At 65.5% G+C, this 14824-nt stretch carries 12 protein-coding genes; 10 read left to right on the top strand and 2 right to left on the bottom strand.

Features of this window, described 5'->3' with window-relative positions:
- The first annotated feature begins 19 nt into the window (after positions 1-19).
- Both ACE10Z_RS03355 and ACE10Z_RS03360 read left to right on the top strand, forming a co-directional pair.
- Positions 20-4243, top strand: coding sequence for a translocation/assembly module TamB domain-containing protein (locus tag ACE10Z_RS03355; RefSeq protein ID WP_375786672.1), 4224 nt, complete (start codon positions 20-22; stop codon positions 4241-4243).
- A 334-nt stretch (positions 4244-4577) separates the two neighbouring features.
- Positions 4578-4937 (top strand): hypothetical protein, encoded by a 360-nt coding sequence (locus ACE10Z_RS03360; protein ID WP_375786673.1) that lies wholly within the window; start codon positions 4578-4580, stop codon positions 4935-4937.
- Positions 4938-5030: 93 nt separating this feature from the next.
- On the opposite strand, the gene ACE10Z_RS03365 is transcribed toward ACE10Z_RS03360, so the two are convergent.
- Positions 5031-6689: an FAD-binding dehydrogenase gene (locus ACE10Z_RS03365; protein WP_375786674.1), complete on the bottom strand. Its 1659-nt coding sequence runs from the start codon at positions 6687-6689 to the stop codon at positions 5031-5033.
- A 277-nt stretch (positions 6690-6966) separates the two neighbouring features.
- Here ACE10Z_RS03365 and ACE10Z_RS03370 point away from each other — a divergent pair, with 277 nt between their 5' ends.
- The 6 genes from ACE10Z_RS03370 (at position 6967) to ACE10Z_RS03395 (ending at position 12287) form a co-directional block, all read left to right on the top strand.
- Positions 6967-7443: a hypothetical protein gene (locus ACE10Z_RS03370; protein WP_375786675.1), complete on the top strand. Its 477-nt coding sequence runs from the start codon at positions 6967-6969 to the stop codon at positions 7441-7443.
- A 71-nt stretch (positions 7444-7514) separates the two neighbouring features.
- Positions 7515-7751: a hypothetical protein gene (locus tag ACE10Z_RS03375; RefSeq protein ID WP_375786676.1), complete on the top strand. Its 237-nt coding sequence runs from the start codon at positions 7515-7517 to the stop codon at positions 7749-7751.
- A gap of 18 nt (positions 7752-7769) precedes the next feature.
- The gene (locus tag ACE10Z_RS03380; RefSeq protein ID WP_342709080.1) at positions 7770-8360 is read left to right on the top strand and encodes an SCO family protein; all 591 of its coding nucleotides are present in this window, start codon (positions 7770-7772) and stop codon (positions 8358-8360) included.
- Positions 8361-8451: 91 nt separating this feature from the next.
- Positions 8452-9495: a transporter substrate-binding domain-containing protein gene (locus ACE10Z_RS03385; protein ID WP_375786677.1), complete on the top strand. Its 1044-nt coding sequence runs from the start codon at positions 8452-8454 to the stop codon at positions 9493-9495.
- A 120-nt stretch (positions 9496-9615) separates the two neighbouring features.
- Positions 9616-11256, top strand: coding sequence for a lysine--tRNA ligase (locus ACE10Z_RS03390; protein ID WP_375786678.1), 1641 nt, complete (start codon positions 9616-9618; stop codon positions 11254-11256).
- Between the two features lie 245 nt (positions 11257-11501).
- A complete protein-coding gene (locus ACE10Z_RS03395) occupies positions 11502-12287 on the top strand; it encodes a class II aldolase/adducin family protein (protein WP_375786679.1) in 786 nt (261 codons plus the stop codon).
- A 226-nt stretch (positions 12288-12513) separates the two neighbouring features.
- On the opposite strand, the gene ACE10Z_RS03400 is transcribed toward ACE10Z_RS03395, so the two are convergent.
- Positions 12514-13167 (bottom strand): helix-turn-helix transcriptional regulator, encoded by a 654-nt coding sequence (locus tag ACE10Z_RS03400; RefSeq protein WP_375786680.1) that lies wholly within the window; start codon positions 13165-13167, stop codon positions 12514-12516.
- A gap of 200 nt (positions 13168-13367) precedes the next feature.
- On the opposite strand from ACE10Z_RS03400, the gene ACE10Z_RS03405 reads away from it, so the two are divergent.
- Together ACE10Z_RS03405 and ACE10Z_RS03410 are read left to right on the top strand one after the other, a co-directional pair.
- On the top strand, positions 13368-13712 hold the full coding sequence (locus ACE10Z_RS03405) for a DUF952 domain-containing protein (protein WP_163153508.1): 345 nt from the start codon (positions 13368-13370) through the stop codon (positions 13710-13712).
- On the top strand, positions 13709-14806 hold the full coding sequence (locus ACE10Z_RS03410; protein WP_375786681.1) for a quinone-dependent dihydroorotate dehydrogenase: 1098 nt from the start codon (positions 13709-13711) through the stop codon (positions 14804-14806). Before ACE10Z_RS03405 ends, ACE10Z_RS03410 begins: the two co-directional genes overlap by 4 nt.
- Positions 14807-14824: the final 18 nt, after the last annotated feature.

Below are 14824 nucleotides of genomic sequence, written 5' to 3' on the forward strand. Positions count from 1 at the left end.
CGGCGAAAATCAGCAGGACATGCTCGCCGACCTCGTCTCGCGAACGCTCTCGACGCCCGCGACCCAGGTTCATATCGGCGCCGTCGACGGCGTCCTCTCGTCGGATGCGACGGTGCACGATGTCAGCATCACCGACAGGGACGGAGTTTGGCTGACCCTCGACAAGGCCCGTCTCGTCTGGCGGCGCACTGCGCTGCTCATGGGGCGGCTGGAGATCGATCGGCTCGAGATCGGCACGCTCGATATCAAGCGAAAGCCGCTGCCGTCCGACCAGCCCGCCGCAGAGTCCGGCCAGCCGACCCTGCCGGACCTTCCCGTGAAAGTACAGGTGAAGGCTTTCGACCTGCGTGCCCTGGTGCTGGGCCAGCCTATTCTCGGCGAGGCCCTGAGCGTCAAGGCGACCGGCAATGCCGAGCTGGGCTCCCCCTCGGAGGGCCTCGTTTTCAATCTCGATGCGATCCGCACTGATTTCCCGGGCCATTTCAAGGCCGCGCTCGCCTTCGTACCGCAGGGCAACGCGTTGACCCTCGATGTCACGCTCGACGAACCCGCCCGCGGACTGATGTCCAAGATCGGTCATTTGCCGGGCGAGCCGCCCGTGACATTCGCGCTGGGCGGCAAGGGCACGCTCGACAGCTTCCGCGGCACGCTGAAGTTTCAGGCCGGCCCTACCATTGATGCGACCGGTGCGATCACGCTTGACCGCAACGGGGCGGGCCGCGTCCTTGCAACCCGTCTCACGAGTCATCTCGGACCGCTGCTGCCGTCAGTTGCCGCGCCCGTCTTTGCCGGCGAGACCAATCTCGACAGCACGACGCATTTCGGCGACGACGGCAGCGTCGCGCTGGACGGGCTGACGCTCACGAGCCGCCTCGCGCGGCTCGACGTGAAGGGCCTGCTTGGCGCCGACAGCGTGATGGATTTCAGGGCCTCCATCCGCGCCCTGCCCAGCAATGGCGACGTCACGGAAACGGATCAGGGGTCGATCCGCAGCCTGGTGTTTGACAGCAGGGTCAACGGACCGATCAAGGCGCCGACGCTCACGGCCAAGCTCGCAATGTCAGGCGCCCGCCTGCCGGATGGAAATCTCGACGCGCTCGACGCCTCGCTGACGGCAGTCCCGCGCGCCGAGCCCAGCGACCTCGCAACGCATATCGTGCTGGATGCAAATTTGCGGGCCTCGGGCATCGCGCCGCGCGATCCCGGTCTCGCGGCAGCAATCGGCAATAGTGCGTCGCTCGTGCTCCACGGCAGCACTGATCTCGGTGGCCACGCCACCATCGAGCGGCTGGAGATCGGCACGCCGACCGTTCAGGCCACCTATGCCGGTGACGTCAGTCCCGATCGGCTGCATGGCCGCGCGACCGGAGCCATGCCTGACCTCGGCCGCTTCAGCGATTTCGTCGGGTTGAAGCTCAAGGGCGCGGTGGCCCTCGGCCTCGATCTCGACGCCGATCGCGAGCACGGCCGCGTCGACGCCAAATTGTCCGGCACCGGCGAGGGGATCGCGACCGGGCTCGCGGCGCTGGATGGGCTCACAGGACCGCGCGTCACGCTTGCCGCCGATGTCGGCGCAGATAGCGCCAGCGACACCTATACGGTCCGCGACGTTTCGCTCGACGGCGCCCATGTCAAGGTTCGCGCCAAGGGAAAGGTGACCCACGAAACGAGCGATCTGTCGGCGCGTGTCAGTCTGCCCGATCTTGCCGCGGCCGATGCTCGCCTCACCGGTGCGGCAGCCGTCGACGTCGGCCTCACCGGAGGGCTCGCGCATCCCGGCGTGTCGTTCTCGGCCTCGGTCGATCGCGCCACCGCAATGCGGCGCCCGATTCCGCACCTGGAGCTCGTCGCGACCGTCAATGACGTCAAGGGACCGTGTGTCATCGACGCCAGGCTCGATGGCTCGATCGACGGCAAGCCGGCGCGCGGGATCGTGCAAGCGAGCCGTCAATCGGGCGACACACCTGCTCCCGCTTTTGCCGGATGGGACGCCAAGACGGTCGACATCGCGATCGGTTCGGTATCCTTGAAGGGGGCGGGCACGATCGACGCGCAAAGTCTCGCACGCGGGCAGATCCATTTCGCCGCCGGCTCGCTCGCCGACCTCGCACCGGTCGCGCTGATGGACCTCGTCGGTTCGGCGTCGCTCGATCTTGCCGCATCGGTCGATGACGGCCAGCAATCCGTCCGTCTCGCCGGCAAGGGCGCGGGGATCCGCGCAGCCGGCGCCGCGATCCGCAGCTTCGATCTGCGCGCCGATGCGACCGATCTCTACCGCCATCCGCTCCTCAACGCCGACGCCAAGGTCACCGGCGCCGAGATCGCCGGCCAGACTGTCTCGAGCATTGCGCTGACCGCGCGTGGGAACGCCGGCACCAGCACCCTTGGCCTGTCGGCCAAGGCGGCCGGCTTCGATCTCGATGCCGCAGGCGTGCTTACCGCCAAAGATCGCACGCGGTTCGATCTCAACCGCTTCACCGCGCGACGCGGCGCCAGGGCGATCGCGTTGCAGGGGCCAGCGAGTTTCACGCTCGACGACGGGAGCGTGCTGATCGAGCATCTGGCTCTCGGCATCGGCAAAGGTCGCTTCACGGTTGACGGCAGTGCCGGCAAGACGCTCAACGTCAAGGCGCTCGCAAGCGCGATCCCGCTCGGCGAGGCCGATATCGTGATGCCGGGCCTGGGCCTTGCCGGGACGCTCGACGCCTCGGCGACGATTGCCGGCTCGACCAGCGCTCCGACGGGTCAGTACAAGGTCACCGTCAAGCAGCTGACCGCGCCGCAGAGCCGCAGCGCGGGCCTGCCGCCGATCGACGTCTCAGCAGATGGGCGCCTCGACGGAAGCCGCGCGAGCATCGCCACCACGATCGCCGCCGGAAAAGCCGGCACGATCTCCGCCTCGGGCACGGTGCCGCTCGATGCGGCCGGACCGATCGCGCTGACCGCGAAGGGCCGTCTCGATGCCGCCGTCGCGAACGCCGCGCTCTCGGCGTCCGGCCGCACCGTGTCCGGCAGTGTCGTGCTCGATGCGCGGTTAGGCGGCACACGCGCCAAGCCCCAGATCGGCGGCGCCGCCAGCTTGAGTGGCGGTACATTCCGCGACAGCCTGCTCGGCACACGCTTCGACAATATCGAGGCGAAAGTCACCGCCGACGGAGATCGTATCGTCGTGGAGCGCCTGACCGCCGCGACGCCCAACGGTGGCACATTGTCTGGTACCGGCCAGGTGCGGGTCGCCCCGGATGCAGGTTTCCCCGGCACGGTCTCGATTCGCGGACAACAGGCGACGCTCGCGGCCAGTGCGCTCGCGACCGCGCAGGCCAATCTTGCGATCGACGTCAGCGGTGCACTGGCGCGCGATCCCCGGATCGGCGGCCGGATCGACCTGACCCACGTCGCCATCGACATTCCCGATCGTCTGCCGTCGACGCTGAAGCCGATTGACGGCATCAACCACGTGAATGCGTCGGGCCAGGCCGCTGCACGCCTCGCGGCGGAACGCACGGCCGAAGCCCTGAAGGGCAGCAAGGGGCGCGCGGCGCTGTTCAATGCTGCGCTCGACGTTACGGTGTCGGCACCGAACCACGTTTTCATTCACGGCCGCGGGGTGACTGCGGAACTCGGCGGCTCCGTGCAAGTGGGCGGCACGACCAACGCTCCGGTCCCGAAGGGTGCCTTCTCGCTCTATCAAGGCAAGCTCGTGGCGCTCGGAAAGACGTTGACCTTCACCAAGGGCAATCTCTCCTTCAACGGCGATCTTGCCCCCGAGCTCGACTTTGCGGCGGAGATCTCGGCCTCCGACATCACCGCGCAGGTCGGCATCTCCGGGCCCGCATCCGCGCCGGTCTTTGCCTTCACCTCGCAGCCCCAATTGCCGCAGGACGAGATTCTGTCGCGCATCCTGTTCCAGAAGGCGTCAGGCAGCCTGTCGACGTCGCAGGCCCTGCAGCTCGCGGAGGTGGCGGCACAGTTCGCAAGCGGTGGTGAAGGCACAATGGACCGTATGCGCCGCTCGCTCGGCGTCGACAGCCTTGATGTCGGCGTTGGAGCGGGCGGAAGTCCGATGGTTGGCGCGTCGCGCGCGATCGGCGACAGGTTGAGCGTCGGGGTACGGACGGGCGCTAGCGCCAGTCAGTCCGGCGTGTCCGCCAATGTGGACGTCACGCGTCATATCCGCGTGGAATCCGACGTCGATGCAACCGGTGCAACGTCGGTCGGGGTCGGCACGCGCTTTGAATGGTGAGTTGAGAACACTGGCTGCGAATTGAGGCGCGTTTCCTCTCCCGCCTGCGACGTGGCAGCGCCAGTTGCGGAAGCCCGCAAACGCCATATGTCCCAGCCTTGGCCGAGGGACACTGCGCGATTTCGGAATATTAGAAGAATACCCCTGAGTTGCCCGATGTGTCAAGGTCGAGCGCCCGCCAGGTCGAGCGCCCGCCACCGCCGGCTACTTTGCATGGGGTTGTTTTCGATATTTTGGCAGCGCCCCCTGCGACGAACGGATTGCCGGCCGGAACCTTAAGCAAGGAAAGGTCGTTGTCGCGGGATGTTGGGGGCAATCAACACAAGGAATGCTCATGCGCATCCGCATCTCGACGGCATCCATCATTGCTGCTGCACTCTCGCTCGGAACACCTGTCTGGGCGCAAGTGCAGGGAACGCAACCGAAGACGCCGCCGCAGGCTCAGTCTGACGAGTCTACCGTCATCCGGAGCATACAGGTCGTGGACGTCAAGGAACTGCAGCCCGAGGTCCGCTCAAAGGTCGAGGCTGTCGTGGCAAAGGCAAGCGAGGACGACCTGAAGAATTTGCGGGGTTCCATCGACGCGTCCAAGGAAGCCGTATCCGCGCTCAAGGCGAAGGGCATGAGCTCGGCACAAGTCGTCGCCGTCAATCTCTCCAACGGCGTCCTGACGCTTTTCACCAAGACGGCCTGAAGAAACTCCGAATTCAACAACAGAGACCCGCCGGTTCACGCCCGGCGGGTCTTGAACACGGCATTCTCAGCCGACCTGACGAGTGTCCATGTCCTAACCGACGGCCTTCGCCGCCGCGCGCCCTGCGTTGCGACCCGAAAACAGGCAGCCGCCGAGGAACGTGCCCTCCAGCGAGCGATAGCCGTGCACGCCGCCGCCGCCGAAGCCCGCGGCTTCGCCGGCTGCATAGAGCCCGCGGATGATCTGGTGATCGTTGCCGAACACGCGCGAATCGAGGTCGGTCTCGAAGCCGCCGAGCGTTTTGCGGGTGAGGATGTTGAGCTTCACCGCGATCAGCGGACCGTGCTCGGGATCGAGGATGCGGTGCGGCTTGGCGGTGCGGATCAGCCTGTCGCCGATATAGCGCCGCGCATTGTGCAGGTTCATCACCTGCGCATCCTTGACGTAAGGGTTGGTGATCTCGCGGTCGCGCGCCTCGATCTGCGTCTTGATGGCGTCGAGCTGCAGGCGGTCACTGCCGACGAGCTTGTTCATGGCGCCGACGAGCTCAGTGAGATTGTCGCGCACGATGAAGTCGGCGCCGTGCTGCTTGAAGGCTTCCACCGGCGCCGGCGCGCCCTTGTTGGTGGCGCGCTTGATCGTCATGCGCCAGCTTTTTCCCGTGAGGTCGGGGTTCTGCTCGGAGCCCGACAGCGCGAACTCCTTCTTGATGATGCTCTGGGTCAGGATGAACCACGAATAGTCGTAGCCGGTGCCCATGATGTAGTGCAGTTGCCCGAGCGTGTCGGAGCCCGGGAACAGCGGCGCCGGCAGCCGCTTGCCCGTGGCGTCGAACCACAGCGACGACGGCCCCGGCAGGATCCGGATGCCGTGACGTGGCCAGATCGGGTTCCAGTTCTGGATCCCCTCGACATAGTGCCACATGCGGTCGCGGTTGATCAGCCGGCCGCCCGCCGCCTCGGTGATGCCGATCATGCGGCCATCGACATGTTCGGGCACGCCGGAGATCATGAACTTCGGCGGTTCGCCGAGCCGTTTCGGCCAATTCTGCCGCACCAGGTCATGATTGCCGCCGATGCCGCCGGAGGCGACGATGACTGCCTGTGCGCGCAGCGAAAAATCACCGACGACGTTGCGCGAGGAACTCTTGCCGCGCTCGACGCCTGACGGTTCCAGGATCGCGCCGCTCACACCGTCGACCATGCCGTTGGTAATGCTGAGTGCATCGACGCGATGGCGGAACTTGAACACCAGTTGTCCGTTCCTCGCGGCCTCGCGCGCGCGGCGCTCGAACGGCTCGACGATGCCGGGGCCGGTGCCCCAGGTGACATGGAAGCGCGGCACCGAATTGCCGTGGCCCATGGCGTCGTAACCGCCGCGTTCGGCCCAGCCGACCACCGGGAAGATGCGGTGCCCCATCGCGCGCAGCCAGTCGCGTTTCTCGCCTGCTGCGAACGCGACATAGGCTTCGGCCCATTTGCGCGGCCAGTGATCCTCGTCGCGATCGAAGCCCGCGGTGCCCATCCAGTCCTGCAGCGCGAGTTCGACGGAGTCCTTGATGCCGAGCCGGCGCTGTTCCGGCGAATCGACCAGGAACAGTCCACCGAACGACCAGAAGGCCTGGCCGCCGATGCTCTGTTCCCCTTCCTGGTCGAGCACGATGACGCGCTTGCCCGCGTCGGCGATCTCGGTTGCGGCGACCAAACCCGCAAGTCCGGCGCCAATCACGATCACATCTGCATCGTCAGCCATTTTGATTTCCCCGTCCCGCCGGAATTCAAGACCACGTCGTTGTACGCGGTCAACGCCAAATGGACCTTGCCTGTGGCGGCGAGGCACCAAATGGTTGCGGCAAGTTGTTCCAGTTTGGGACCTTTTCCACACTCCACTGCAGCGTGCGCGCAACACCCAATTTGAATTTGTTTTGACCGGCTTCGCTCGTCTGGACAAAAATCCGCGGCCGCAACACGCTCACCATTGTCTTGCATCACAGACCAAACAGATTCGGTTTCGACTGGGGCTGGCCAAAATGAAGTTGATGACGGGGTTGCTCGCTGCGGTTCTCCTGCTGGCGGGAATGGGGGCGTCTCAAGCAGTGGTCAGGATCGCCGACGATCGCGGCGGCAAGATCGGCGTCTATGTCGACAGGTATCAGGACCTGCGCACGTCGGGTGAGACCGTGATCATCGACGGGCTGTGCGCCTCGGCCTGCACCATCGTGCTCGGCAAGGTCCCGCATGACCGGATCTGTGTGACCTCACACGCCAGTCTCGGCTTCCATGCCGCCTGGGATTACGGCGACAACGGCCGCCCGGTTCCTAATCCCGAAGCCACCCATATGCTCTACCTGATGTACCCGCCGGCGGTGCGCAGATGGATCGCGGAACGCGGTGGGCTGACCCGGCACATGATCTTCCTGCGCGGCAAGCAACTGCAGGCGCTGTACAAGCCGTGTTACCTCAACGCCCAGGCCTCGGCGCCCAAACCCGTCGAGCCCGCGCGCTGAACTGCCGATCCCGGCAGTGGCATGGCGAGGTTAGGGCCTGGAATCGCCTCGCTATCATTTGACGGCCTGCGATGGCCATTGCGCTTGCTGCCTGCCGGAACCCGGCTTATCTCAACCGCATGGTTCAGCCGATCTCCACCCGATCCGAGCTCGTGACGGCTCCGCAGGGCCGGGTGGCATCTGCGATCCTGTGGGGCGCTGCCGGCATCGGCGGATTGGCCTTGCTCGCCGCTGCCGCGCTCTGGTTCCACTACGGGACCGCGGTGTTTTTCGAAATGATCACGGCCGGCATCTCCGCCTGCTTCTGACAAGGACGCCATCGCATCATGCCCCGGACCACGCGCCCATTGGTGATCTTTGCTGCCTTCGCGGGCAGTCTGGCGGTCGGCCTGTTCCTCATGTTGTGGGCGGTCGGCGGCTTGCGCACTGTCGCCGCGCCAGCCGCGATCGGCGGGCCGTTCCAGCTTACCGACCAATCCGGCCAGACCGTCACCGACAAGAACCTCCAGGGCAAGCCGACGCTGATCTTCTTCGGCTTCACCCATTGCCCGGACATCTGCCCGACCTCGCTGTTCGAGATCTCCGAGGTCCTGAAGGCGATGGGCAAGGACGCCGACCGCGTGAATGCCTATTTCGTCTCGGTCGACCCGGAGCGCGACACGGCCACGGCGATGAAGGACTACCTTTCGAGCTTCGATCCGCACCTCAAGGGCCTGACCGGCGATCCCGCCGCGATCGCCAAGGTTCTGTCGAGCTACCGGGTCTACGCCAAGAAGGTACCGCTGAAGGATGGCGACTACACGATGGATCACACCGCGCTGATCTATTTGATGGACCGCGACGGCCATTTCGTCGCGCCGTTCAATCTGAAACGGACGCCGGAAGAGGCGGCGACCGATCTCAAACGGTATCTCTGATCGCTTTTTCCGGTTCAGAATTAGCCCAATCTGCGCTCGCATCACGCGCCGGATGGTCTATAAGCCGTTCAATTCCCTAAAATTGCCGGTTATGCCAGATTTGTCCGCCCAGCCCTTTGCCGTCCGCTCGCGCCAGCTTCGCCTGGCCGTGGGGATGATGGCGGTCGCCCTGCTGGCCTTGGCGGAGCCTGCGCTCGGGCAGACGCCGCCGGTGCCGCAGACACCCGCGGCCAAGCCGGCGCCTGCGCCGGCCCAGCCCGCCAAGCCTGCCCCCGCACAAGCGGCACCAGCGACGCCCCCGGTAGCAACGCCGCCGGCAGCTGCCGCCCCGTCGCCTCCAAACCAGTCGCCCAAGGCTACCGAGGCTGCGCCGCAGGCGGTGCCGGGCTTCTGGGACCCGCGGCGGCGGCCGGATCGGCCGGACCTGTCGCGCCTCACCGTGATCCGCTTCCTGACCGAGACCGACTATCCGCCGTTCAACTTCACTGGTCCGGACGGCAATCCCGCCGGCTTCAATGTCGACCTGGCGCGCGCGCTCTGCGACGAGATCAAGGTCACCTGCACCATCCAGATGCGCCGCTTCGAGACCCTGATCGATGCGCTGGCGACCAACCGCGGCGATGCCATCATCGCGTCGATGGCCGTGACGCCGCAGCTGCGCGCCAAGGTCGATTTCACCGATCCATATTACCGCGCGCCGGCGCGCTTCGTGTCGCGCCGCGAGAATGTGATGCCGGAAATCCGTCCGGAATATCTCGAGGGCAAGAAGGTCGGCGTCATCGCCGGCACCTCGCACGAGGCCTACCTCAAGGCGATGTTCACCGACGCCGAGATCCATTCCTATCCGGATAGCGATGCGCTGCGCGCGGCACTGCGCCGCGGCGAGGTCGACTTCATCTTTGGCGATGCGATCTCGCTCGCGTTCTGGATCAACGGCACCGATTCCGCCGAATGCTGCGCCTTCTCCGGCGGTCCCTTTGTCGAAAGCCGCTATTTCGGCGAGGGCGTCGGCATCGCGGTGCGCAAGGGCAACGATCTGCTCCGGCAGTCGCTCAACTGGGCGCTGTTCCGGATCTGGGAAAAAGGCCGCTTCACCGATCTGTGGCTGCGCTATTTCTCGATCAGCCCGTTCTGAATCCGTCATTCCGGGTTCGATGCTGCGCATCGCCCCGGAATGACGACAAACTTCCCGTCGTTTTGCATTTTGCCGCGAAAGCGTTAGTTTTCGCGGCCTTTTTGGAGAAAGCCTGAAGAAATGTCCGTGATTGATCTTGCCGCCAGCCCGAGCGACCTGCGGGCGCTCGCCGAACAATCCAACGCCTGGCCGTTCGAGCAGGCGAAAGCGATTGTGGCGCGGCTGAAGAAAAATCCGAAGGACGAGGTGCTGTTCGAGACCGGCTATGGCCCCTCGGGCCTGCCGCATATCGGCACCTTCGGCGAAGTCGCGCGCACCACGATGGTGCGCCACGCCTTTCGTGTGCTCACCGAGGACAAGATCAAGACGCGTCTGCTTGCCTTCTCCGACGACATGGACGGCCTGCGCAAGGTGCCGGACAACGTGCCGAACAAGGAATTGCTGGCGCAGCATCTCGGCAAGCCGCTGACCAAGGTCCCCGATCCGTTCGGCACCCATCCGAGCTTCGGCCAGCACAACAACGCGCGGCTGCGCGCCTTCCTCGATCAGTTCGGCTTCGACTACGAGTTCGCGAGCTCGACCGAGTATTACACCTCCGGCCGGTTCGATGCCGCGCTGCTCCGCATGCTGGAGCGGATCGAGAAGGTGATGGCGATCATGCTGCCGTCGCTGCGCGAGGAGCGGGCAGCGAGCTACTCGCCGTTCCTGCCGATCTGTCCGCGCACCGGCCTCGTGCTCTACGTGCCGGTAACGGCGCACGACGCCAAGGCCGGCACGATCTCCTACGAAGATCCCGAGACCAAGGAGAGCGTCACCGTTCCCGTCACCGGCGGCCGCTGCAAGCTGCAATGGAAGCCGGATTGGGCGATGCGCTGGTACGCGCTCGGTGTCGACTATGAAATGGCCGGCAAGGACCTGATCGATTCGGTGAAGCTGTCCGCCAAGATCTGCGCGGCGCTCGGCGGCACGCCGCCCGAAGGCTTCAACTACGAGCTGTTCCTCGACGAGAAGGGCCAGAAGATCTCGAAGTCGAAGGGCAACGGCCTGACGATCGACGAATGGCTGCGCTACGCCTCGCCGGAATCGCTGTCGCTGTTCATGTATCGCGAGCCCAAGGCGGCGAAGCGGCTCTATTTCGACGTCATCCCGCGCAATGTCGACGACTACCAGCAGTTCCTCGACGGCTTCACGCGGCAGGAGGCACGGCAGCAGCTGCAGAATCCGGTCTGGCACATTCATTCCGGCAAGCCGCCGCAGGCCGACATGCCCGTCACCTTCCAGCTGCTGCTGACGCTGGTGTCGTCGTCGAATGCGGAGAACGCCGAAACGCTGTGGGGTTTCATCGGCCGCTATCGTCCGGGCGTGACGCCGCAGACCCATCCGAAGCTCGATGCGATGGTCGGCTATGCCATCAACTATTATCGGGACTTCGTGGCGCCGACCAAGCAGTTCCGCGAGCCCACTGAAGGTGAGCGCGCCGCGCTGCAGGACCTGCGCGATGCGCTTGCCAACATGCCGGCTGACGCGACCGCCGAAGACATCCAGAACGTGGTCTACGAGATCGGCCGCCGCGAGCCGTTCCTCGACGTGGTCAAGAAGGGCAAGGACGGCCGGCCCGGCGTCTCGCTCGACTGGTTCAACATGCTCTACCAGGTGCTGCTCGGCCAGGAGAAGGGCCCGCGCTTCGGCTCCTTTGTCGCGGTCTACGGTGTGCAGAACGCGGTCAACATGATCGACGGCGCGCTGGCGCGGTCGTCGTAGTTTGAGGGACGTGTAGCCCGGATGGAGCGCAGCGAAATCCGGGAAGCGTTCCCAGCGGCCCCAGGTGCCCCGGATTGCGCTGCGCTCCATCCGGGCTACGGCACCACGGCTGCGGCGTAGCGCCGCAAAATCCGGATGGCTGATCCTCGGCAATTTCACCGGAGGTTGCTCCGGATTGCGCTACACTCCGTCCCATAAATCAGCACGGCCTCCGTCGAGCGGCCGGCACAGATGGGAGCATGCGCATGCAGTTCAGGGTTTCGCCGACATCGCTGCAGGACAGTTCGAGCGCCGAGGAATGGCAGGCGCGGGTCGATCTCGCGGCCGCGCATCGGCTCGCTTATATCCACGGCTTTTCGGAAGGCATCTTCAACCATCTCACCTTCGTGGTGCCCGGCCGCACCGACCGCTACTACCAGATCCCGTTCGGCATGCATTGGTCGGAGGTGACCGCGTCGTCCTTCATGGAGGTCGGCATCGACGATGCTAAGGTGAAGCGCGGCGAGGGCGAGGTCGAGCGCTCCTGTTTTTGCATCCATGCGCCGATCCACAAGGCGCTGCCGCAGGCCAAGGCCGTGTTCCACACCCATATGCCGTATGCGAGCGCGCTGACGCGGCTCGAGGATCCGCGCATCAAGGAGATCGGGCAGACCGAGGTCGGACTGTCGGAAGCGATCGCCTATGACGATCTCTACACCGGCCCAGCGCTGGATCCTGAGGAGGGCGCAAGGCTCGCCAAGGTGATCGGCAACAAGACCATCCTGTTCATGGCCAACCATGGCATCTCGACTGTCGGCGAGACCGTCGCCGATGCCTATGACCGGCTCTATTACATCGAGCGCGCCGCGCAGGTGCAGATCTACGCGATGTGGACCCAGCAGCCGCTCAAGCAATTGCCGCAGCATGTGGTCGACAAGACCAAGCGCGATTTCCGCGACGACCATCTCTACAAGGGCCCAAGCCCGTCGCAACGGCATTTCGATGCATTGAAACGGATGCTGGACCGCAAGGAGCCGGATTACGCGACGTAAGAGCAGGCTGCGAGGCGCAACCGCAACCTCCGCTGTCGTCCCTGCGAAAGCAGGGACCCATTACCACCGCTCGCAAATGTCGGGTACGCTGTTGCCACAGCGCGCTCAACAACTCGGTATCGTGGTTATGGATCCCGGGTCGCGCTTCCGCCTTCGCTCGTTGAGCTACGGCGGACAAGTCGCTTGCCCGGGACGACATCGGTTTTGTGGTTACCGTTTCGTCGAATCACTGGCTCGCCCACACGACGCGCGCGATCCACGCGACCTCCTCGGCGTCGAGCATGCGGTCGGGATGCTCCGGATTGAGCGATGCAAGTTCCAGCACCTTGCCGGTGCGTCGCTTCAGTTCTTTCACCATCACCTCGCCGCCGGTCGTGCGCACCACGACGCGGTCGCCGCGGCGGATCGCGGTCGCGGGTGACACCACGATGATGTCACCTTCGCGATAGGCCGGCTTCATCGAGTCGCCCTCGATCTCCAGCGCATAGGCGTGCTCGTCTGATGTCGCCGGCAGCGCCACCTCGTCCCAGCCCTTGCCTGCTGGAAAGCCGCTGTCGTCGAAATAGCCGCCGGCGCCGGCCTGCGCGAAGCCGATCAACGGCACCGACTGGCCGCCACGCGGACCATCGCCGAGCAACTGCACGAAGGTCTCCATGCTGGCATTGCTCGCGGCCAGCGCCTTGGAGAGCGATTCGGTCGATGGCCAGCGCTCGCGCCCGTCGCCGGTCACGCGCTTGGACTTGTTGAAGGTGGTGGGGTCGAGACCGGACTGCTTGGCGAGGCCGGACGGCGACAGCCCGGCGCGTTCGGCGAGCCGGTCGAGCGCGGCCCAGACCTGCGCGTGGGTCAGCGGTCGGGCGGCTTTGGACTGTTTGGCCATCGAGGACACCCCGGATGGTAGGAATTATTACCTGAAACTGGGAGTTTCCGCAAATCTGCCGTCGGATGTGCCCCACCACCGCTTGAGTTGCGCCGCCGCCGCCGATACGGTCCCTCGCTCGCCGAATGGCGTCTGGGGCATTTCCCCTCAAATCCGGATAAAACCTCAAGAGACTCAAGGACAAAAGGGAAGGCCGGGCCGTGCCCATGATCTACAAAATCACTCCCGCTTCGGCCTGGCGCGAAGCCGAGCGGCAGGGCGTCTACCGGGGCAGTGCGGACGACAATCGCGACGGCTTCATCCATTTTTCCACCGCCGCCCAGGTGGCCGAGACCGCGCGCAAGCACTACCACGGACAAACCGGCCTGTTTCTGGTGGCGGTCGACGCCGATGCGCTCGGCGACGCCTTGCGCTGGGAACGATCGCGCAATGACGAACTGTTCCCGCATCTCTATGGCGAACTCGACCTCGGCGCGGTCACCGAAATCCTCAGCCTTCGCGCGCGCTCCGACGGCGGCCACGATGTTCCGGAGCTCAAGCCGTGATCCGTGCCTTCGACGCTTTCTCGCTGCCGCTGCTGCGCTGGTTCGATCCCGAAGATGCCCATCGCATGGCGATCCAGGGCCTGAAGCTGCTGCCGCCGATCCGGCAGCGGCCGGATGATCCGAAGCTCGCGGTGCGCGCCTTCGGGCTGAACTTTCCGAATCCGATCGGCATGGCGGCGGGTTTCGACAAGAGCGCCGAGGCGCCCGACGCGCTGCTGCGGCTTGGTTTCGGCTTTGTCGAGATCGGCTCGGTGACGCCGAAGCCGCAAGCCGGCAACCCGCGGCCGCGGCTGTTTCGCCTCGAGCGTGACGAGGCCGTCATCAACCGCATGGGCTTCAACAATGACGGCGCGGAAGCCGTGCTGCGCCGGCTCGCCGCGCGCGCCAGCGGCGGCGGCATCGTCGGGGTCAATGTCGGGGCCAACAAGGATTCGACCGACCGCGTTGCCGACTATGTGAAGCTGATCGAGACCTTTGCCCCGGTCGCGAGCTATTTCACCGTCAACGTCTCCTCGCCGAATACGCCGGGCCTGCGCAATCTGCAGCAATCGGCGGCGCTCGACGATTTGCTGGCGCGGGTGATCGATACCCGCGAGCGCGTGCGCAAGAACGCCGGCGATTCGCCGGTGCTGCTGAAGATCGCGCCGGACCTGAGCCTCGCCGAGCTCGACGACGTCGTGCACATCGCCCGCTCGCGGCGCGTCGACGGCATGATCGTCGCCAACACCACGCTGGCGCGGCCCTCGACCTTGCGCGAGGAGAACCGGGCCAGGGAGCAGGGCGGCCTGTCGGGCCGTCCGCTGTTCCGCCTCTCGACGCGGATGGTCGCCGAGACCTATGTCCGCGTCGAAGGTGCATTTCCGTTGATCGGCGTCGGCGGCATCGATTCGGGCGGCGCCGCGCTGACCAAGATCCGCGCCGGGGCCAGCCTGATCCAGCTCTATTCCTCGCTGGTCTACAAGGGCATCGGCCTGGTCGAGGATATCAAGCGCGATCTGTCCTCGACCTTGCTGCGCACCGGCCGCGACTCCCTGTCGGAAATCGTCGGCGCCGATGCCGCGACCATCACCGCCGAGGATTGGCCGGTGAGGTAACGACGCTCTCGTGCCCCG

It is taken from the genome of Bradyrhizobium sp. Pha-3 (genome assembly GCF_042258615.1).
Lineage (GTDB): Bacteria > Pseudomonadota > Alphaproteobacteria > Rhizobiales > Xanthobacteraceae > Bradyrhizobium.